Source organism: Roseateles sp. GW821-FHT03B02 (genome assembly GCF_059421025.1).
On the sequence record NZ_JBWKUV010000008.1, the window covers coordinates 307,089 to 326,016 of the forward strand.

The 18,928-nt window shown below is 64.7% G+C and carries 14 protein-coding genes; 12 read left to right on the plus strand and 2 right to left on the minus strand.

What is annotated here, in order from left to right:
* Positions 1-75 precede the first annotated feature (75 nt).
* From AC07VX_RS21140 to AC07VX_RS21195, 12 genes are all read left to right on the plus strand, one after another.
* On the plus strand, positions 76-2,904 hold the full coding sequence (locus tag AC07VX_RS21140) for a TonB-dependent receptor domain-containing protein (protein ID WP_493166104.1): 2,829 nt from the start codon (positions 76-78) through the stop codon (positions 2,902-2,904).
* A 7-nt stretch (positions 2,905-2,911) separates the two neighbouring features.
* Complete coding sequence (locus AC07VX_RS21145; protein WP_493166103.1) at positions 2,912-4,342, plus strand: MFS transporter; 1,431 nt, start codon at positions 2,912-2,914, stop codon at positions 4,340-4,342.
* Between the two features lie 10 nt (positions 4,343-4,352).
* A complete protein-coding gene (locus tag AC07VX_RS21150; protein ID WP_493166102.1) occupies positions 4,353-5,876 on the plus strand; it encodes a tannase/feruloyl esterase family alpha/beta hydrolase in 1,524 nt (507 codons plus the stop codon).
* On the plus strand, positions 5,873-7,045 hold the full coding sequence (locus tag AC07VX_RS21155) for a CaiB/BaiF CoA transferase family protein (RefSeq protein ID WP_493166101.1): 1,173 nt from the start codon (positions 5,873-5,875) through the stop codon (positions 7,043-7,045). Before AC07VX_RS21150 ends, AC07VX_RS21155 begins: the two co-directional genes overlap by 4 nt.
* A gap of 57 nt (positions 7,046-7,102) precedes the next feature.
* Entirely contained in the window at positions 7,103-8,020 is a 918-nt protein-coding gene (locus AC07VX_RS21160; protein ID WP_493166100.1) for a LysR family transcriptional regulator, read from the plus strand.
* 200 nt (positions 8,021-8,220) lie between these two features.
* Positions 8,221-11,247, plus strand: coding sequence for a TonB-dependent receptor domain-containing protein (locus AC07VX_RS21165; protein ID WP_493166099.1), 3,027 nt, complete (start codon positions 8,221-8,223; stop codon positions 11,245-11,247).
* Positions 11,248-11,257: 10 nt separating this feature from the next.
* Entirely contained in the window at positions 11,258-12,232 is a 975-nt protein-coding gene (locus AC07VX_RS21170) for an alpha/beta fold hydrolase (RefSeq protein WP_493166098.1), read from the plus strand.
* The gene (locus AC07VX_RS21175; protein WP_493166097.1) at positions 12,229-13,764 is read left to right on the plus strand and encodes an acyl CoA:acetate/3-ketoacid CoA transferase; all 1,536 of its coding nucleotides are present in this window, start codon (positions 12,229-12,231) and stop codon (positions 13,762-13,764) included. Before AC07VX_RS21170 ends, AC07VX_RS21175 begins: the two co-directional genes overlap by 4 nt.
* A 15-nt stretch (positions 13,765-13,779) precedes the next feature.
* Positions 13,780-14,613: a shikimate dehydrogenase family protein gene (locus AC07VX_RS21180; RefSeq protein ID WP_493166096.1), complete on the plus strand. Its 834-nt coding sequence runs from the start codon at positions 13,780-13,782 to the stop codon at positions 14,611-14,613.
* A 16-nt stretch (positions 14,614-14,629) separates the two neighbouring features.
* Positions 14,630-15,514 carry a VOC family protein gene (locus AC07VX_RS21185; RefSeq protein WP_493166095.1) on the plus strand — a complete coding sequence of 295 codons (885 nt, stop codon included), beginning with the start codon at positions 14,630-14,632 and terminating at the stop codon, positions 15,512-15,514.
* Positions 15,515-15,523: 9 nt separating this feature from the next.
* Entirely contained in the window at positions 15,524-16,429 is a 906-nt protein-coding gene (locus AC07VX_RS21190) for a sugar phosphate isomerase/epimerase family protein (protein ID WP_493166094.1), read from the plus strand.
* A 19-nt stretch (positions 16,430-16,448) separates the two neighbouring features.
* Positions 16,449-17,855, plus strand: coding sequence for an MFS transporter (locus tag AC07VX_RS21195; protein WP_493166093.1), 1,407 nt, complete (start codon positions 16,449-16,451; stop codon positions 17,853-17,855).
* A gap of 69 nt (positions 17,856-17,924) precedes the next feature.
* On the opposite strand, the gene AC07VX_RS21200 is transcribed toward AC07VX_RS21195, so the two are convergent.
* Both AC07VX_RS21200 and AC07VX_RS21205 read right to left on the minus strand, forming a co-directional pair.
* A complete protein-coding gene (locus tag AC07VX_RS21200) occupies positions 17,925-18,317 on the minus strand; it encodes a putative quinol monooxygenase (protein WP_493166092.1) in 393 nt (130 codons plus the stop codon).
* 24 nt (positions 18,318-18,341) lie between these two features.
* Positions 18,342-18,785, minus strand: coding sequence for a (R)-mandelonitrile lyase (locus tag AC07VX_RS21205; protein WP_493166361.1), 444 nt, complete (start codon positions 18,783-18,785; stop codon positions 18,342-18,344).
* Positions 18,786-18,928: the final 143 nt, after the last annotated feature.

An 18,928-nucleotide genomic window follows, 5' to 3' on the forward strand; every position in this document is an offset into this window, starting at 1 on the left:
GAGACCCGCATGCACAAGCCCACTTCCTGCTCCTCTACACATCAGCCCCAACTCGGAGCTTTGAACCGAGCGCTGATGCTTGCCTTTGCGGGTCTCGCCGCTTCTGCCGCCCAGGCGCAGACGGTGCCGGCACCTGCCGAGGCCGCGTCTGTGGCCGACTCCGGGCGCTTGCAGGCAGTGGTCGTGACGGGCACGAGCATCCGCGGCATTGCGCCTTCGGGCTCCGCCACGGTGCAGATGACGGCCAAGGAAATCCTGGCGAGTGGCAAGACGAGCGCCGTGGACATCGTGCGCACGATGCCGCAGATCCAGAACATCGGTGCCGACGAGACGCGCACGGCCGGCCGTGATGGCGCCGCGGACAACAGCGGCAAGGGTTCGGCGATCAACCTGCGCGGCCTGGGCAACAACGCGACGCTGATGCTGATCGACGGCCGCCGCGTGGCGCCCAACGGCACGGCGAGCTCCTTTGGGGACCCCAACCAGATTCCCGCGATCGCGCTGGAGCGCATCGAGGTGGTCACGGACGGGTCGTCCGGCATCTACGGCTCGGACGCCGTGGCCGGCGTGGTCAACCTCATCCTGCGCAAGAGCTACGACGGCCTGCTGGCGTCCGCCACACACACGAACAACGGTGACTATCACCAGAACCAGGGCAGCCTGCTGTTCGGCAAGGAGTTCGACAGCGGCAGCTTCGTGCTCGCCTACCAGCGCCAAGAGCGCAGCGCCATGCTGCAAGGCGCGAGCCCCTACATGCGGGCGGACTTGCGGCCGCTTGGAGGCAACGATGGTCGCCTCGTCGGCACCACCACCACCCCGGGACCTGCGGCGGGCAATATCGTCGCCGGCTCGGGTTCCACGGCCCGGCTCTATGGCGTCCCGACGGTCACCTCCGGCGCACCGACGTTGGCGCAAATCACGGGCAATCTGAACCAGCTGAACCTGGTCGACACGTCCAACTACGTCGACTACCTGCCCAAGCTCAAGCGCGACTCGTTCACCTTGTACGGCGAACACGAGCTCAGCGATCGCTTCAGCATCTTCGTCGAGGGCTTCTACAACCGGCGCGAATCGATGTCGCGCAGCTATCCGACATCGAGCCTCACAGTGAAGCCCAACACGCCGTTCTACGTCGCGGGCGTGCCTGGGGCTTCCGCCGTTACCGGCTACACGGTGCAGTACCCGCTCTACTCGGCGTTCGGTCCGACGGAAAACATCTACCCCGAGCAGAGCCGCGCGTTGACTGGAGGATTGGACGTGAAGCTGGGCGGCGACTGGAAGGCCACGGCCTACCTGACTCGCTCTTCCACGAGCCTGTGCAACTGCACGCCGCTCGTCAATGCCACCGTGCTGCAGGCCCTCGTCGACACCGGACAGTTCAATCCGTATACGGGTACCCAATCGGCCAGCGTGCTGTCCCAGTTCCGCGACATGGCACGCCAGGCGGTCGTCACGCGGCTCACCGACGCCAGCGTCAAGGTGGACGGCCCGCTGTTCTCCTTGCCGGGCGGTCAGGTCCGTGCGGCTGCCGGCCTGGAGCGCATCAGTTCCTTCCAGTCGCTGATTCGTGTCGGCACTGACCGCGCAACGACGCCCGCGATCCCTCTGGGGACGCCTGCGCCGGGTGTGCCTTTCACCTCAGTGCCGGCCGCTACGTCGCTGGTCTCGCGCAACACCTCGTCCGACCGGGACATCAATGCCGCGTTCGCCGAAGTCTTCGTGCCTCTCGTCGGCCCGAAGAACGCGTTGCCGGCCGTGCAGCGGCTGGACCTGAGCCTGGCGCTTCGCCACGACAGGTACTCCGACGTGGGAACCACCACGAACCCGAAAGTAGGCCTCAACTGGCGCCCCTATGAGGATCTGGTCGTGCGTGGCAGCTACGGCACCTCGTTCCGCGCGCCCAGCCTGCCCGAGAGCAATCCGGACGTGCAGGGCGGGGTGCGCAGTTTCGCGTTTGCAAACGGCTCGGGCGACACGACGATCCCGCTGACCAACGTCGCCAGCGGCACGACCAACGGCATCGCGCTGGACGGCGGCAACAGGGCGCTGAAGCCTGAGAAGGCAACGACGTACTCGTTCGGTGCGGACTTCAAGCCGTCCTGGGCACCCGGGCTGAAGATGTCTGCGACCTACTACAACGTGGACTACAAGGACCGCATCGAGTCCCTGAGCGGGATCTTCAGCACTTTCCTGGCGACACCGGGCAACCGTGCCCTCTACGCACCGTTCATCGTGGCGGCCCCGCAACCCACCACCTGCGTCGAGGGCCAGCAGTCCACCTACAACCCGGTCTACCTGCCCTACATCAACAACCCGAACTTCGTGCTGTCGACGATCGCGCAATGTTCGTACAAGGTCATCTTCAACGCGCAGAACGCCAATCTCGGCGGCCTCAAGCAGGACGGCATCGATGCCAGCGTCGACTACCAGTTCCGCTCGGCGGTGGGTAACTGGCAGCTCGGCGGATCGATCACCAAGATCCTCAACCTGAAGCGCCAGCTCTCGCCGGTTTCTGGCATGACCGACGTGCTGAGCACCTTGCAGTTCCCGGTGTCGACCCGCGGTCGCCTGTCGGTCGGCTGGGAGCTGAACGGCTTGAGCGCCAATCTGTTCGCCAACTACACCGGCTCGTACACCAACAACGCGCCGATCACCGTCGCCGGCGTGGCCCAGCCCGTGTCGACCGTGCCGTCATGGACCACATTGGACCTGACCGTCGGCTACGAGACGGATCGCGAGGGGAAGGCGCCGTGGAGCGGCATGCGTTTCGGCCTGGGCGTGCAGAACCTGGCCAACAAGGCGCCGCCGACCGTGCTGTCCAGCGCATCGGCATTCGCGTTCGACAGCCAAAACGCGAACCCACTTGGCCGCATCTGGTCGCTGACCGTCTCCAAGGCGTTCTGATATGGACATGGCAACACCACCCGCAACGGGCAGCCTCGCCGACATCTCGGAGCGCCTGGAGCGGCTGCCGTTCAGTTGGCCCGTGGCCAAGCTGGTGGTGTTGCTGTCACTGGGCTGCTTCTTCGAGAACTATTTCCTGCAGATGACGGCGTTCATCGCGCCGGGCATGGTGCTCAGCGGCGTGTACACGGCCAAGGCCAGCAGCTTTTTCGACCCGCACTCCATCGGCTTCTTCATCCTGTCGGGCTTTGCCGGCATGCTGGTCGGCTCCTCCTTGTTCGGCTTCTTCGCCGACCGGTTCGGGCGGCGGCCCATGTTCGTGTGGTCCATGCTCTGGTACAGCGCGACCACGGCGATCATGGCTTTCCAGACCAACGCGATCGGAATGGATGTCTGGCGATTCCTTTCCAGCATCGGGCTTGGTCTTGAGCTTGTCGTCGTCAACACCTTCGTGACGGAGCTGGTGGCGAGCCGGCTGCGGGGCAGGGCAGTGGCGATGTACCAGGTGATCGCGCTGTCGGCCGTTCCGCTGTCCGCCTTCGTGTCTTACGCGCTGGTGCCACATACGCCCTGGGGCATCGACGGCTGGCGCTGGGTCATGGCGCTTGGCGTCGGTGGCGTGCTGCTGATCTGGTGGTTCCGTCGCCGCCTGCCCGAAAGCCCGCGCTGGCTGGCCACCATGGGCCACTTCGAACAAGCCGATGCGGTGATGTCAAAGATCGAGGCGGATGTTGCGGCGCATCAAGCAGGCTCCAGGAGTCCGGCTGTCGTGGCCGCTGCATCGTTCAAGCCACCGGTCGCAATGACCCAGACAAGCAAGACCGACGCAGGCAGCTTCGCGGAGCTCTTCCGCGCGCCTTACCTCACCCGCACCACGATGTTCGTCATCCAGCAGCTGTTCATGCCGGTGGCGTTCTACGGGTTCGCGGCGTGGGTCCCGACTCTGCTCATCGCCAAGGGCATCGCCGTCACCCAGAGCCTCTATTACGCCTTCCTGATTGCGCTGGCGCAGCCCCTGTGCCCGCTGGTCATGCTGTTGTTCGCCGACCGGTTCGATCGCAAGTGGCAAATCGCCGTGGGCGGTGTTGCGAGCGCGTTGCTGATCCTCGGTTTTGCGCTGCAAACCAACCCGATGCTGGTGGTGGCCTTCGGCATTGCCGTGACCTTCAGCAAGACCATCATCACGACGTCCATCGCCTGCTACATGCCCGAGTGCTATCCCACGCGCATCCGCGGTCGCGGGCATGGCCTGGTCTACGGCGTGAGCCGAGTGATGGCCGCGATGTCGGGGCCCATCATCGCCTTCGTGCTTGCGAGCTTTGGCATCAACGGCGTGGCGGCGCTGATCGGTCTCAGCTTCTTCGTTGTGGCGGGCATCACCGTGGCCTTGGGGCCGAGGGTGCAAGGGCGCCTGCTTGAACAGATCAACCCGCGCTGAGGCGAGAGCGATGCGTCTGGCCCTACTTCTGACATCGCTGGCGTGCCTCACGTCACCGGCGATTGCCCTTGGCGACGAGTGCGCCGCGTTTGCAACCCAGGTGTCGATCGCGGACGTCCGTGTTGTTTCGGCTGGCCATGTGGGCCAACAAGGCAGCTGGTTGGATCGCGCCGGCAAGCCGGGCGCGCCCGTCGGCGCGGACTTCTGTCGATTGACCGGTGTCATCGAGCAGGAGATCGGCTTTGAACTCTGGCTGCCAACCAGGCAGACCTGGAATGGCAAGTTCTTGGCCGCTGGCGTCGGTGGCGAGGCCGGCACCTTGAACTATGCCGACATGGCACGTGGCTTGCGCCGGGGCTATGCAGCCGCCTCGACCGACACGGGGCACCGCATCGAAGACGTCGACTGGGCGCTGGGCCGCCCCGATCGGCGCGCCAACTTCGCGGCGCGTGCCAACCACCTGCTCGCGGTGAAGTCCAAGGCGCTGATCCAGCAGTTCTACAGCCGAAATCCGGCTCGGTCTTACTTCGTGGGTTGCTCGGGCGGTGGCCGCGAGGGCCTCAAGGAAGTGCAGGCCTATCCGGATGACTTCGATGGCGTCCTCGCGGGCGGGGCAGGGCCCAATCAACTCGCGGCAAGCGCGCGGCTGCTTTGGTCCCAGTACGTGGTTGGCCCATCCGTTGCCAACGTCGTCGATAGCTCCGTCTGGCGAAGGGTCGCCGCGGCGGGCACTGAGGCTTGCGATCGGAATGACGGTGTTGCCGACGGCGTTGTTGAAAACCCGGCCGCATGCCGGTTTGATCCGGCTGTTCTGCAATGCAAGCCTGGATCCGACTCAAAGGACTGCCTCAGCCCCGCCCAGGTCAAGGCGGTCAAGACGCTGTTCGCCCCGCTGGAGAACGAAAGGGGAAACGCGGTCGATAGTGGACTTGTGCCCGGCATCACGATCACCCTCGAGCCGCGCTCTGCCTTTGCCTTCTCGCTGTTCGGCAAGGTGGTCCACCAGGATCCGAACTGGGATCCCCGCCAGTTGACTGTCGCCCGCGACATGGACGCCGCACGCAAGGCCTGGCCCGACCTGCCCAACGACCAGCCCGACATCTCGGCTTTCCGCAACCGTGGCGGCAAGCTGCTGCACTACCACGGCTGGTTGGACCCTTGGATCCTGGCGCAACAGCCCATCGCCTACCACGAGCAGGTCCAGCAAAAGCTGGGGCCGATCGACGACTTCTTCAGGCTGTTCATGGTGCCCGGTATGGGTCACTGCCGCGGCGGCACTGGCGTGGACAGGTTTGGCGGCGCAGGTGCCGATGCACCGACTGTCGACGCCGATCACGACATGCTGTCGGCGCTGGAAGCCTGGGTGGAACAAGGCCGCGCGCCGGAGCGGATCGTTGGTGCGCGCCTGGAAGGCGGCAAGGTGACGCGCACCAGGCCGCTCTGCCCATATCCCCAGGTGGCGGTTTACGGCGGCTCGGGCTCGACCGACGACGCAGCGAATTTCAGATGTCAGAAGGAGGCCCCAGCGCCATGACTGCAATCTCCAACGCCCCGCTCTCGGGCATTCGAATCATCGACCTGACCCACGCCTTCGCAGGACCGTTCGCGACCTACCAACTGGGGCTCATGGGCGCCGAGGTCATCAAGGTCGAAGCGCCTGGCGGCGATGAATTCCGGCACTGGCGTGAGGCGACGTTCGCCCAGGCCAACGCCGGCAAGCGTTCGGTCGTCCTGGACCTGAAGCAGGCAGCCGCCCGGGAGATCCTGTTCCGCCTGGTCGCCGACGCAGATGTGGTCGTCGAGAACCTGCGCCCCGGCGCGGCGGCGAAGATGGGTATCGACTGGGAGTCTCTGCAGGCCGTGAACCCGCGGATCATCTTCTGCTCCGTGAGCGGCTATGGTCAATCGGGCGAGTTGCGGGACAGGCCGGCGATGGAATGGTCAGTGCAGGCCATGTCGGGCACGACGTCGCTCTACGTCGACCCCGACGCGCCCGCCACCACGCTCGGTCTGTCCATCCTGGATCCCTTTGCCGGCTATATGGCTTTCGCCGGGATCATGGCGGCCATCCTGCAGCGTCAGAAGACCGGTATCGGTCAGCGGGTCGACGTCAGTATGTTCGACGCGGCCTGGGTGCTGAGCGCCGGTGCGGTGACCGACGTCTTGCGCGGCGACACGCCGGTGTCCATGGTGCCGCGACCCAATTCGGCGCGGTTCATGTGCAGGGACCGGCGGTTGTTCATCAGCTTCATCTGGCCCAAGTGGTTCACAACACTTTGCGACGTCCTTGAGGCGCCAGAGGTGGCGGCCGACCCTAGGTTCGCGGATGCAGCGTCGATCCGGGCCAACGGCGACGCGCTGATCTCAGCAATCGAAGCGCGCCTGGCCCACCGAGACGCTTCCGACTGGGCTGAGCTGTTGGCGGCGCGTGGCGTGCCTGCAAGCCCCATCTGCTCGGTCAATGAAGCAGCTGCCTGGCCGCAAGTACGAGAGCGGCACTTACTTGAGTCGTTGCCGACCGCCGACGGGCAGGGCACCCAGGAGATCGTCGGCGCTGGCATTGTGTTCGCACATGACTCGCCTAGGTTGAGCGGCCCGGTACCAGCGCTTGGGGAATACACCGGCGACGCGCTGAAGCAGGCGGGCTATTCGGAAGCAGACATTGCCCGGTTCATCGAGTCGGGCGCCGTGGCCTGCGGCTAAGTCTGGGAGACCCGGCCCGTATCATTCGAGGCAGTTTCTCAAGCAAGGTGGAAGAACTTGGTCCCAACGGAAGATGGCTCGCCCGGCGTCAATCTGACGATCCGTCAACTGGAAGTCTTCGCGATGGCCAGCCAGTCATCGACTTTCAGCGGGGCGGCCAAGCGCCTGGGCATCTCGCAGCCTTCGCTGAGCAACACCATCGCCAAGATCGAGTCGATGCTTGGGATGCGGCTGTTCGACCGCACCACGCGCACGATGGTCCTGACCCAAGAAGGCGAGCGCTTGGCGGTGGTTGCTGATGAGCTCGTTCGCAACTTTCAGGCCTCGCTAGAGAACATCAAAGGCGCAGCCATCGACTCGCGCGGCCGCCTTTCCATCGCCGTCATCCCGTCCGTTGCCGCAGCAATAGGGCCTCGCGCGCTGAACCTGTTCTTCGAATCGCATCCCGGCTTTGACGTGGCCTTTCATGACGTCGCCGGCGAAAAGGCACAAGCCTGGGTGCTGGACCGCGTGGTGGACTTCGCCATCATGGCTGCCCCCTCGTCGACAGCCGATATCCAGGTAGAGCCGTTGTTTCGTGACGAGTTCCGGGTCTTCTGCCGCAACGACCACCCTTTCGCGAACAAGCGTTCGGTATCTTGGACTGATGTTGCGTCGGCCCAGGTGATCCTGGCCGGCACCGGTGCCATTCAGCGTGACATCGAGAACGCCTGGCTGCGCGACGAAGTGGAGATCAAGCCCCGCTTCAAGACCGAGCAGCTGATGACCGGCCTGGCCATGGTCGCCGGAGGCCTTGGCGTCGCCATCCTGCCGGGCCTGTGCTCGTCCGGTGAACTCCATCCGAGCCTGGTCTCGGTACCCATGGGCAAAGCCAAGATCATGCGCGACATCAATGTCGTTCGCCGCACCGATCGGGCCTTGTCACGACCGGCGCAAAACCTGCTCGATTGCTTTCGACGCGTCCTCGCAGGCTAAGCCAGCCCCCACCCCGTAGCCGCTGATTCCAGGTGCGATCGCTGGATGCGGGTTTGCACCTCGATAAATAGCATTGTTCTTTGAATGAATGTGATTTATAGTCAATCTGAATTTACAGCCTTGCCTTGAATGCCGCGGCACAGCGACAGAGGAGAGGACAGTTGGGCCAGCTTGTTGGCCCGGGTCATCAAGGACAGAACATGCCTAAGAATCGCAGAGACAAAGTTTTCATGACGGGCGCAAGAATCAGTGCGCCTTCGGTGGTTGCCATTGCCGCGGCACTGGCCTGCAGCTCGGCCTGGGCCCAAACGCCCGAGCCGGCACCTGCTCCTCAGACCACGACCAGTGAGAGCGCCGCACAGGTACCAGCGGCACCTTCCGCTGCGGCCTCGCAGGTCGCATCGGCCAGCCTGCAAGCCGTGGTCGTGACGGGTTCGCGCATCGCCCGCAAGGACTTCGTGGCCGACAGCCCGATTGCCACGGTGGGGCAGGAACTCATCCAGAAAAGCGGGCCCGCGACCATCGAAGCTGTGCTCAACCAGCTCCCGCAGTTCAATGCTTCTTCGTCTGGCGCCACCCAGGCGGGGGCCAATCAGCAGGCTCGCGGTGCACGCGCCAACCTGAACCTGCGCGGTCTCGGTGTGGCGCGCACGCTGGTGCTGGTGGACGGCCATCGGGCGCAGCCCTCCGACCCGTTCGGCCACGCGGTGGACATGAACACCATCCCTTCGAACATCATCGGCAACGTCGAAGTCATCAGCGGCGGCGCTTCGGCGGTCTACGGTTCCGACGCAGTGGCCGGTGTGGTCAACATCATCACCAAGCGCAAGTTCGAAGGCATCCAGTTCGACGCCCAGTACGGAGAGACCTCCCGCTCTGATGGCCGCACCACCGAGTTCAGCGTGTTGATGGGCAGCAAGTTCGCAGATGGGCGCGGCAACTCGCTGGTCTCGCTGTCGTATCTGGACCGCGGCGCCGCATACAAGGACTCGCGCCGCTTCTTCGACAACACGGGCGATACCAACGCACCGCCTCAGGGACGCTACACGCCGAGCGCCGGCAACCTGCCTAGCGCCGCAGTGCTGAACACCCTGTTCACTTCCTATAGCGCGACGGCGCCCACACCCAGCCAGGCGCTTTCGATCAATCGCGACAAGACGCTGTTCTCGACCGCACCGGGCAGCAATCTGCGCCTGACCGCTGCTGATGGCTTTGTCATGCAGCCCGGCAACACAGGCTTCGTTGTCGCGCTCACGCCGCATGCCGCCGGCACCCTGTTGAATCCGACCAAGCGATACAACGGCTACGGTTCCTTCGACTTCAAGGTGACCGACAGCGTTCAGGCCTACGCCACGGTCAACTACACCAGCTACTCGGCTACCAACCAGCAGCGCGGTTCGCTGAACGGCACCTCGCCGGTGGCCACGGTGCCCGTGACGAACCCGTTCATCCCGGCCGACCTGAAGACAGTGCTGGCGTCGCGTCCCAACCCGAACGCCACGTTCAATTACTCGTTCTTTGGTGACCGTGTGTCCCCGCAGGTGTTTACCTACGACTACCAGGTGGGCCAGCTCACAGCGGGCTTGAAGGGCGATGTCGGTATCCGCGACTGGAAGTGGGATGCCTACGCAAGCACCGGGCACACCAACTACAACCTCACCCAGACCGGCAGCATCAACATCGCCGCACTTCAGAGCCTGCTCAACGCGGCCGACGGCGGCGCGAGCAAATGCTCTGGCGGGTTCTCGATCTTCTCGTTCGATCCGATCTCTTCGGCGTGCCAGTCCTACGTCCTCCGCACGCTGAAGGAGAACACGACCCTCGACCAGCACATCTTCGAGGCGACGGTTCAAGGCAGCCTGATGGAGCTGCCCGCTGGCAACATGGCCTTCGCGGTCGGTGTCGATAGCCGCAGCGTCGCCTACAAATACCTCGGCGATGACCAGCAGACCAACAGCGAGGTCTACTTCTCGCGGCCGGTCAGCAACTCCGCCGGCCGGTCGACAGTCAAGGAACTGTTCGGCGAGCTCACGGTACCCCTGCTGAATGAGAAGCCGCTGATTGAGCAGCTCGACCTCAACCTCGCATATCGCGTGTCGGACTACCAAGGCATCGGCCGCGTGAACGCCTACAAGTCCAGCGTGGACTGGACTGTCGCCAACCCCATCCGCTTCCGCGGTGGCTACCAGCGCGCCGTGCGGGCGCCAAGCGTGGGTGAGTTGTTCGGCGGCGGACGCTCGGTCAGCTCCACGATCGGTTCAACGGCCGCAGGTCAGGGCGACCCTTGCGACGTGACCAGCCGCTACAGGACCGGGGCAGACGCCGCCGCAGTGGCGGCGCTGTGTGCCGCCCAAGGCGTGCCAGCGAACTATCGGTTCACGGGCACGACCGTCACGACTTCTCAGCAGGGCAATCCGGCGCTGAAGCCGGAAACGGCCGACACCTACACGGTGGGCATGGTGCTCAAGTCACCCTTCAGCCACCCGCTGGTGTCGAACGCCACCGTGTCGGTCGACTTCTATCGGATCGCGCTCAAAGGTGCCATCGGCTACATGACCACGGCGGTCAACCTGCAAAGTTGCTACAACGGCGATGGCAGCAACCCGACGTTCTCGCCGTCGAACTACAACTGCACCTTGCTGCGTCGTGACGCCAACGGCACGCTGAGCTTCCCGGTCGAGCCCGAGTTCAACCTCGCGGGTTACCGGACCAGCGGCGTCGACTTCAACCTGGACTGGAAGGTCGATCTCGCCAGGCTGAGCGGCGATGCCGTGAAGGGGCGCGTCGGCATCAACTCGATGATCTCGCGCGTGGGCAAGTACGAGATCCAGAACGTGAGCTCGGCGCCCTTTGTGAACTACGCCGGCACCGTCGGCAACACCCAGGTCGATACGTTCACGTCCAGCCATCCGAAATGGAAGGCCGTCACGAACTTCAGCTACGGCCTCGGCCCGGTGGATGTGACGCTGTCGTGGCAATACATGGGTGAGCTCAAGAGCTCGACCAATGTGCTCACGCCGGCAGCCAACGTGGCGCCCACGCCGTCGGTGAACTACTTCGACGTCATGGCGCGTTGGCAGATCACTCCGAAGCTGGAGCTGCGTGCCGCTGTGCAGAACATCGGTGATCGGCAGCCGCCTTCCGGTCCAGTGATCGGCTCCACCGACGTGGTTGCCTACGACGTGCTGCAGAGGCGCTATTCGGTCGCCCTGAGCGCGCGGTTCTAAGAGCACTGACATGCCCGGTGTCCTGACCTTCAAGCGCTTGATCGGCGCGACGGCAGTCGCCGGAAGCCTTGTCGCGAGCTTTTTGCCGCGGGCAGAGGCGGCCCAGTCGGCGCCCGCCGTCGAAGCCGGCGTCACCCGCAGCGACGTCGCCTTGAGTTCGGGACGACGCCTGTCTTACCTGGAATGGCGCACGGCCGGCCGGCCGACGCTCCTGATGCTGCATGGCAAAGGTTCGACGGCCGCGGACAGCCAGGACCTGGCGGCCGCCCTTGCCCGGGACTACCGCGTCATCGCGGTCGACCTGAGGGGGCGCGGCTTCAGTGACTGGGCGCCCGATGGCGACTACACGGTCGAGGCGACGGTGGATGACCTGGTGCAGTTCGCACGGGCGATGCAACTGGGTCAGTTCTCTATCTATGGCATGTCTTACGGCGCCGTGGTCGGGATCGCGCTGGCCAGCAAGCTGCCATCGCAGGTGCAGGTGCTTCTGCTTGAAGACGGCGGCCCCACGACGCGCAGCGATGGCAGTCTGGCAGCCTTGAATCCGGGTCAGGCCGCACCGGCCGGCGCCCCGACCGCTGCCCCCGCGCCCGGGGTGTATTCGAGCTGGGACGAGATGGAGGCGAAGCTGCCTCCGGCGCGCAAGGTCTCGCAGTCGGCGCTCGAGGCACGCTTCGTTCGAGGCGCCGATGGGCGGGTTCGGGACCGCAGCGATGTGACGGGAATCTGGAAGTCCAATCGAGGCGAGAGCTTCGTTCGGCCTTGGCCGCTGGTCCGAGGACTTGCTGCCCCGACGCTGTTGATACGTGCGGACCGAGGCCTGATGCCGGAAGCGATAGCAAGCGACATGCAGGCGGTCAACCCCAGGATCACGGTCGTCACCGTCAAGAACGCGGGGCATGGCGTGCACCGCGATCAGTTCGACGAGGTCCTCGCGCATGCGAGGACATTCCTGGCTCAGCATCACGTTTCGGGCGTGCGATGAGCCAACTGAAGTTCATGTCGGCTGACGAAGCCGCCGCTCTGATTCCTGACTGCGCCACTGTCGCCATCACAGGCGCTGGCGGAGGACTGCTGGAGCCGGAAGAGCTCTTGGCCGCCATCGAGCGCCGATTCCTGTCGACGGGTTCGCCCCTCGGCCTCACGCTGGTCCATGCCCAAGGTTTGGGTGACGGCAAGGACCGCGGGCTCAACCACCTGGCCCATGAGCGCCTTGTGAAGCGTGTGATCGGCGCCCACTGGTCCTGGTCTCCGCGCATGCAAGCCCTCGCGGCTGCCGAGAAGATCGAGGCCTACGCGTTGCCCGGCGGTGTGATCCAGCACCTGGTCCGCGACAGCGGCGCCGGGCGGCCCGGGCTGCTGACGCACGTCGGCCTCGACACCTTCGTCGATCCGCGACGCGAAGGCGGCCGCATGAATGCCGCTGCGAGAGAGCCGATCTCAGAGCTGATCTCCCTGGACGGCCAGACCTACATCCGCTACTTGCCGCTGAAGATTGACGTCGCCATCCTGCGCGGCAGCCTTGCGGACGATCGCGGCAACATCAGCTTCGAAGAAGAGGGCGCCGAGCTCGACGGCCTGGTGCTCGCCACCGCCGCACACAACAATGGCGGATGCGTCCTGGTGCAGGTGCGGGAGCAAGTCGCGGCCGGTGAGCTTACCGCTCGAAGTGCCCGGCTGCCGGGAGCCCTGATCGATGCCGTCGTCGTCTCGCCACAGCAGCCTCAAAGCTATCAGAGCGCATTCGAGGCCGGCCTCGCAGGATCGGTGAAGCGCAGCAGCGTCGCCACGCAGAACGCAGAACCAACGGCAACCGACTGGGTGCGACAGATCGTCGGCGCCCGTGCGTTTGAAGAGCTGTCTGGAGGCGGTATCGCCAGCTTCGGCTTCGGCATGCCCGACGAGGTCGCCGCCCTGGCCGCCAAGCACGGCGTCAAGCTCTGGCAGACCGTCGACCACGGTCACTACGGCGGGCAGTCGCTGCAGGGACCGCTGTTCGGCTTCGTTCGCGGAGGCGAAGCCTTGATCGACTCTCCTTCGCAGTTCGACCTGTATTCGGGCGGCGCGATCGACACGGCATTCCTTGGCTTCGGCGAATTCGATGCCCGCGGCGATGTGAACGTGGCGCTGCTCGGCGGCAAGATCATCGGCCCAGGCGGTTTCATCGACATCACCCAGGGGAGCAAGAAGATCGTCTTCTGCGGCGCGTTCGAGGGGCGCGGATCGAAGGTCACGGTGGAAGGCGGACGCCTGCAAATCCTGAGTGCGGGGACGCTGCCCAAGCTCGTGCAGGAGGTTCGACAGATCAGCTTTTCCGGCGCGCGCGCGTTGAGAACCGGCCAGGAAGTCCTTTTCGTCTGCGAGCGCGCCGTCTTCCGATTGACCCACGATGGCGTCGTGCTCGAGGAAGTCGCTCCCGGCATTGACCTGCAGGCCGAAGTGCTTGACCGCATGGGTTTCATCCCGCTGATGCCGCCGGGCGGTCCGCGCCCGATGACCGGCTTTGCACCGCTTTGACTTGAGGTTCATGCCGTGATTCGCGCCACCACCCACTTGCTGCCCCTGATCGGCTTCCCCGCTCACACCTTCAAGTCGCCGCTGATCTACAACCCGTATTTCGAGCATGCCGGGATCGACGTGGCCTTGATTCCGATGGCTTGCAAGCCGGCGAATTTCCCCGCGCTGCTGAAGACACTCTTCGAGCTTGAGAACGTGCGTGGGACGCTCATCACCATGCCGCACAAGGTCACGACCGTGTCCTTGCTCGATGAGGCCTCCCAGGCCGTCCAGATCGCGGGATCCTGCAACGCAGTGAGGCGAGATGAGAACGGCCGCCTCGTCGGTGACATGTTCGACGGGGAGGGCTTTGTCCGCGGCGTGCGACGCAGAGGCTGTGAATTGAACGGTGCCCGTGCGCTGGTGGTGGGCTGTGGCGGGGTTGGCTCCGCCATCGCAGCCTCCTTGGCCGCGGCCGGCGTCAGCGCCTTGTACCTGTTCGACGCGCACGCGGAATCGGCCAACGGGCTGGCCAGCAGACTGCGTCACCACTTCCCGGCGCTGGAGGTGGTGGCGGGCGTCAACGATCCGGCCGGGCTGGACCTGGTCGTCAATGCGACACCGATGGGTATGAACGACGGCGATCCGCTGCCTATCGACATGTCACGACTGGACGCGCGCACCTTCGTCGGCGAGGTAGTGATGAAGCAGGAGATGACGGCCTTCCTGAAAGCTGCGCAGCAGCGGGGATGCCGGTTTCAGGTCGGCGCCGACATGCTGTTCGAGCAGATCCCGGCCTACCTCGAGTTCTTCGGGCTCCCTACCACGACACCGGAAACGCTTCGGTCGCTCGCCAAGTTGAGCTACTGAAAGACAGGACTTCACCATGCCACCAATCATCGCCACCCAACGGGAAGCCATGGGCGACATGCCCAATCCGCTGACCCTGCAGGGCATCGAGTTCATCGAGTACGCCACGGCCAAGCCGCAGACGCTGGGCCAAAGCCTGGAGAAGCTGGGCTTCCGCCCGATCGCGCGCCATCGTTCGCGCGAGGTGCTGCTGTATCGGCAGGGCGACATCAACATCATCGTCAACGCGCATCACGCGCCGGGCGATCCACCGATGGCCGAGACGGCCAGCATCTCTGCGGTCGCGTTCCGCGTGCGTGATGCCGCGAAGGCCTATCGACGCGTGCTGGAGCTTGGCGCCTGGGCCGTGCCGGTCAATGTGGAGGTGATGGAACTGAACATCCCAGCGATTCACGGTGTTGGCGCCAGCCGCATCTATTTCGTTGACCGGCACTCCGAGTTCTCGATCTACGACGTCGACTTTGTCCCCATTCCATCCGTCGATCAGCACCCTCCGGCGCTGGCTGGCGTCCACCTGTTCGGCCTCGTGCAGTACATCGCCGAGGACCGGATGGCCGACTGGGTCACGTTCTACGGTGACCTGTTCGGTTTCACCGAGCTGCCTTCAGACGTCACGTTCGGCGTGCTGCCGAACGGACGCATTCTGGCTAGCCCGTGTGGGACGTTGTACTGGCAACTGGTGGAGCCTGTTCCCTTTGGTGAAGACGCTGATGCAGAGGAGTTCCTGGAACGCGTCGCCTTCGGAGCAGCCGATGTCCTGGCAACCGTGTCCGAACTGAAGGATCGTGGTGTCGAGTTCGTGGAGTCGCCCACCAGCGGCGTGCGCAGCGGCACCCGGGGCGCGATCACGAGGCCCAGCGACCAGGGCCCCAGCTTCGAGTTCGTGCTGGATCCGCGCTGAGGCATGACCATGAACTGCGCCAACGCCTCCATCCACATCACCGATTTCGGCCTGGACACCATCACGCTCGCGGGGCCGCTAGAAGCCAAGCTCGCCGCTGTGAAAGGCGCCGGGTTTGGTCAGGTCATGCTCGCCGCGCGCGACATCGTGGGCCATCCTCAGGGGATAGACGCTGCCGTCGCCGCCGTGCGCAGCAGCGGCCTGCGTGTCACCGGGTTCCAGGTGCTGCGCGACTTCGAAGGCTTGGAGGGCCATCTCCATACCTACAAGGTCGACATGGCCAAGCAGATGATCGTGATGGCCAAGGCGCTGGGCGCCAAGCTCCTGCTGGCGTGCAGTTCCACGTCGCGGCACGCGACTGGCGACAAGCAGGCGGTCGTGCGCGATCTGCGCAAGCTGGCAATGCTCGCGCTGCCCCAGGGCATCAAAGTGGCCTATGAGGGCCTTTCCTGGGGGCGCCACATCAACGAGGTGCATCAGGCCTGGGATGTCGTGCAAGAGGCCGACGTGCCCAACCTTGGGCTTGCCGTCGACTCGTATCACATGCTCGCCACCAACACGCCCTTGGACAAGATCGACGCGATCGACCCCATGAAGATCTTCCTGGTGCAGCTGTCGGACTTCATGTGGAACGAGACCCGCACCACCGAGGAGCGCATCGAAACGGCGCGCCATTTCCGAGTCTTCCCCGGCGAAGGCGTGCACAGCGAGGCCGTAGCGACTCTCGTCAGGAAGCTTGACGCAGTGGGTTACCGAGGCGACTACAGCTTCGAGGTCTTCAACGACGACTACCAGCAGCTGCCCCTGCCATACGTCGCCAAGCGTGGCCAGGCCAGCGCGCTCTGGCTGGCAGAGGACGTGTTGCGTCGTTCGGTGCCACTGCCTGGAGCCATGAAGCTGCGCGCTGCCGCGTGACCCTACCGGAAGCCAATGTATGAACCTCCAAGTTGATGGCGAGCCTGAGCCCCCGCACCAGGCCAGAAAGGCGACGGCCAGTGGCTGGATCGGGTCGGTCCTTGAGTACTACGACTTTTTCATCTACGCGACCGCGGCCGCGCTGGTGTTTCCGGGGCTCTTCTTCCCCTCCGACAACCCCAAGATTGCCATCGTTGCGTCGCTCGCGACCTACGGTGTCGGCTACCTGGCTCGCCCCATCGGTGCGATCTTCCTGGGCCACTGGGGTGACACGCACGGTCGCAAGCACGTGCTGATCCTGTGCATGTTCCTGATGGGCATCTCCACCATGCTGGTGGGCTTGCTTCCCACCTATGAACAGGTGGGGGTCGTGGCACCCATCATGCTGGTCGTGCTTCGACTGGTCCAGGGCTTTGCGGTCGCCGGCGAAATCTCCGGCGCCAGCGCGATGATCCTTGAGCACGCCCCTTTTGGCCGGCGTGGATTCTTTGCGAGCTTCACGCTGCAGGGTGTGCAGGCGGGCCAGATCCTGGCTGCGGCAGTGTTTCTGCCGCTTGCCGCCTATTTGCCCAAAGAGGACTTCAACAGCTGGGGTTGGCGCGTTCCTTTCCTTCTCAGCTTCGTCGTCATCATTGCCGGCTACTACATCCGTCGCGAGGTCGATGAGACGCCGGCCTTCTCCGAGGAGGTCGCGGCAGGTGAGCGTCCCAAGGCACCGCTGATCCAGGCGGTGACGGAGAGCTGGTCCGACATGCTGCGCGTGGTCTGCATGGCGCTGATGAACGTGATCCCCGTGGTCACGACCATCTTCGGCGCGGCTTACGCTGTGCAGCCTGGCTACGGCATCGGGTTCGACAAGGCCGTCTACCTGTGGATTCCCGTGCTGGGCAACGGCCTGGCGGTCGCCGTCATACCGTTCGTTGGCGGCCTGTCGGATCGCATCGGCCGACGGCCCCCCATCATCGTTGGGGCTCTCGGCGCTGGCCTTCTGTCCTTTGTGTACCTCTATTCGATCAGCATCCACAACATTCCGCTGGCGATATTGATGTCGCTGTTGATGTGGGGCGTGGTCTACCAGGGCTACAACGCGGTGTATCCGAGCTTCTATCCGGAGCTGTTCCCCACCCGCACGCGGGTGTCGGCGATGGCGATCTCGCAGAACCTGGGCACCATGGTCACCGCCATGCTGCCGGCTCTCTTCGCCGCGGTCGCGCCGCCCGGAACGACCGGCATTCCGCTGATCGTTGGGGCGATCACGCTCGCGGTGACGGTCGTCGCCGCCACCGCAGCATGGACCTCTCGCGAGACCTACCGGGTGCGCATGAATGACCTTGGCAACCCCGATGCCGAACCGGTGCTGCCAGCGGAGTACGCAAGGCTACGGATGGACTCGGTGGTGAAACGCGGCGTCAAGTCCGCTGGCTAGCTGCGTCAGATGGTGCGGCCGCGTCCACGGCGAATGTGCTGGTGAGGTGGCCGCTGATGCCGCGCTGTGTCAGGGCTTCGCTCGCATCGCAATCGGCGTCGTATCGCTGAGCCGGCGTGAGAGCACCATCGCCTGGGTCGTCTCGAAGAACTTGCGGAAGTGCGGTGTCTCGCGATGGCGGTCATACGCCTGCGCATCGGTGTAGATCTCGAACACGGTGATGCGGGTCGGCCGCTCCTTGTCGGCCACAGCGTAGAGCGCCAGGACTTGCGGCTCAACGCGCACAGAGGTTTCAATGCTCTCGCGTACGGCGGCATGGAAGTCCGCCAGGCGCGCCGGATCGATTTCCAGTTTGGCAATGCGTACGAATGGCGTTGCGGGTAGCTCTGCGGCCATGGCGGGCATCACTGCCAGGCAGGCCAAGCAGGGCATCAACAGGGTCCACAGGCGCTTGAATTTCATTGAATCACTCCGGTAGCCGAGGCTTCATGCCACTGCCGTGGCCACGCCGGCAAGGTATTGCTCGTCCGTGACCGGTTCCATCCAGATCACGTTCTTGCCATCCAGTGCTTCCTGGATGGCGATGTGGGTCATCGCGGTCGTCGGCGAGGCGCCGTGCCAATGCTTGTGGCCCGGCGGGCACCAGATCACGTCGCCCGGGCGGATCTCGACGATGGGCTCTCCTTCGCATTGCGTCCAGCCGCAGCCTGCGATGACGATCAACGTCTGGCCAAGCGGATGGGTGTGCCAGTTGGTGCGCGCTCCCGGCTCGAAGGTGACGCTTGCGCAGGATACGCGAGCTGGCGCGGGTGGCGCATTCAACGGATCGATGCGCACGGTGCCGGTGAAGAATTCGGCAGAGCCCTTCTGGGATGGTTGGCAGCGGCTATGTCGTGCTTTTCGAGATCGAAAACGCGACGACGGTGACAGTGCTTGCCGTGCGGCACCAGCTCGAAGACGACTATCGCTGAAGGCGGCGCAGCGGCCGCTTTGCAGCGTTGGACTAAACCGCTCGCGCGGTAGCCGCTCCGGCACCACCATGATTGCTCGTAGGGTTTCTGGCTCTGCCAAGT

Excerpts from the sequence above, each read along its gene's own strand:
- AC07VX_RS21140 (WP_493166104.1), top strand. The coding sequence starts at position 76 with ATGCTTGCCTTTGCGGGTCTCGCCGCTTCTGCCGCCCAGGCGCAGACG.
- AC07VX_RS21145 (WP_493166103.1), top strand. The coding sequence starts at position 2,912 with ATGGCAACACCACCCGCAACGGGCAGCCTCGCCGACATCTCGGAGCGC.
- AC07VX_RS21150 (WP_493166102.1), top strand. The coding sequence starts at position 4,353 with ATGCGTCTGGCCCTACTTCTGACATCGCTGGCGTGCCTCACGTCACCG.
- AC07VX_RS21155 (WP_493166101.1), top strand. The coding sequence starts at position 5,873 with ATGACTGCAATCTCCAACGCCCCGCTCTCGGGCATTCGAATCATCGAC.
- AC07VX_RS21165 (WP_493166099.1), top strand. The coding sequence starts at position 8,221 with ATGCCTAAGAATCGCAGAGACAAAGTTTTCATGACGGGCGCAAGAATC.
- AC07VX_RS21170 (WP_493166098.1), top strand. The coding sequence starts at position 11,258 with ATGCCCGGTGTCCTGACCTTCAAGCGCTTGATCGGCGCGACGGCAGTC.
- AC07VX_RS21175 (WP_493166097.1), top strand. The coding sequence starts at position 12,229 with ATGAGCCAACTGAAGTTCATGTCGGCTGACGAAGCCGCCGCTCTGATT.
- AC07VX_RS21185 (WP_493166095.1), top strand. The coding sequence starts at position 14,630 with ATGCCACCAATCATCGCCACCCAACGGGAAGCCATGGGCGACATGCCC.
- AC07VX_RS21190 (WP_493166094.1), top strand. The coding sequence starts at position 15,524 with ATGAACTGCGCCAACGCCTCCATCCACATCACCGATTTCGGCCTGGAC.
- AC07VX_RS21195 (WP_493166093.1), top strand. The coding sequence starts at position 16,449 with ATGAACCTCCAAGTTGATGGCGAGCCTGAGCCCCCGCACCAGGCCAGA.
- AC07VX_RS21200 (WP_493166092.1), bottom strand. The coding sequence starts at position 18,317 with ATGAAATTCAAGCGCCTGTGGACCCTGTTGATGCCCTGCTTGGCCTGC.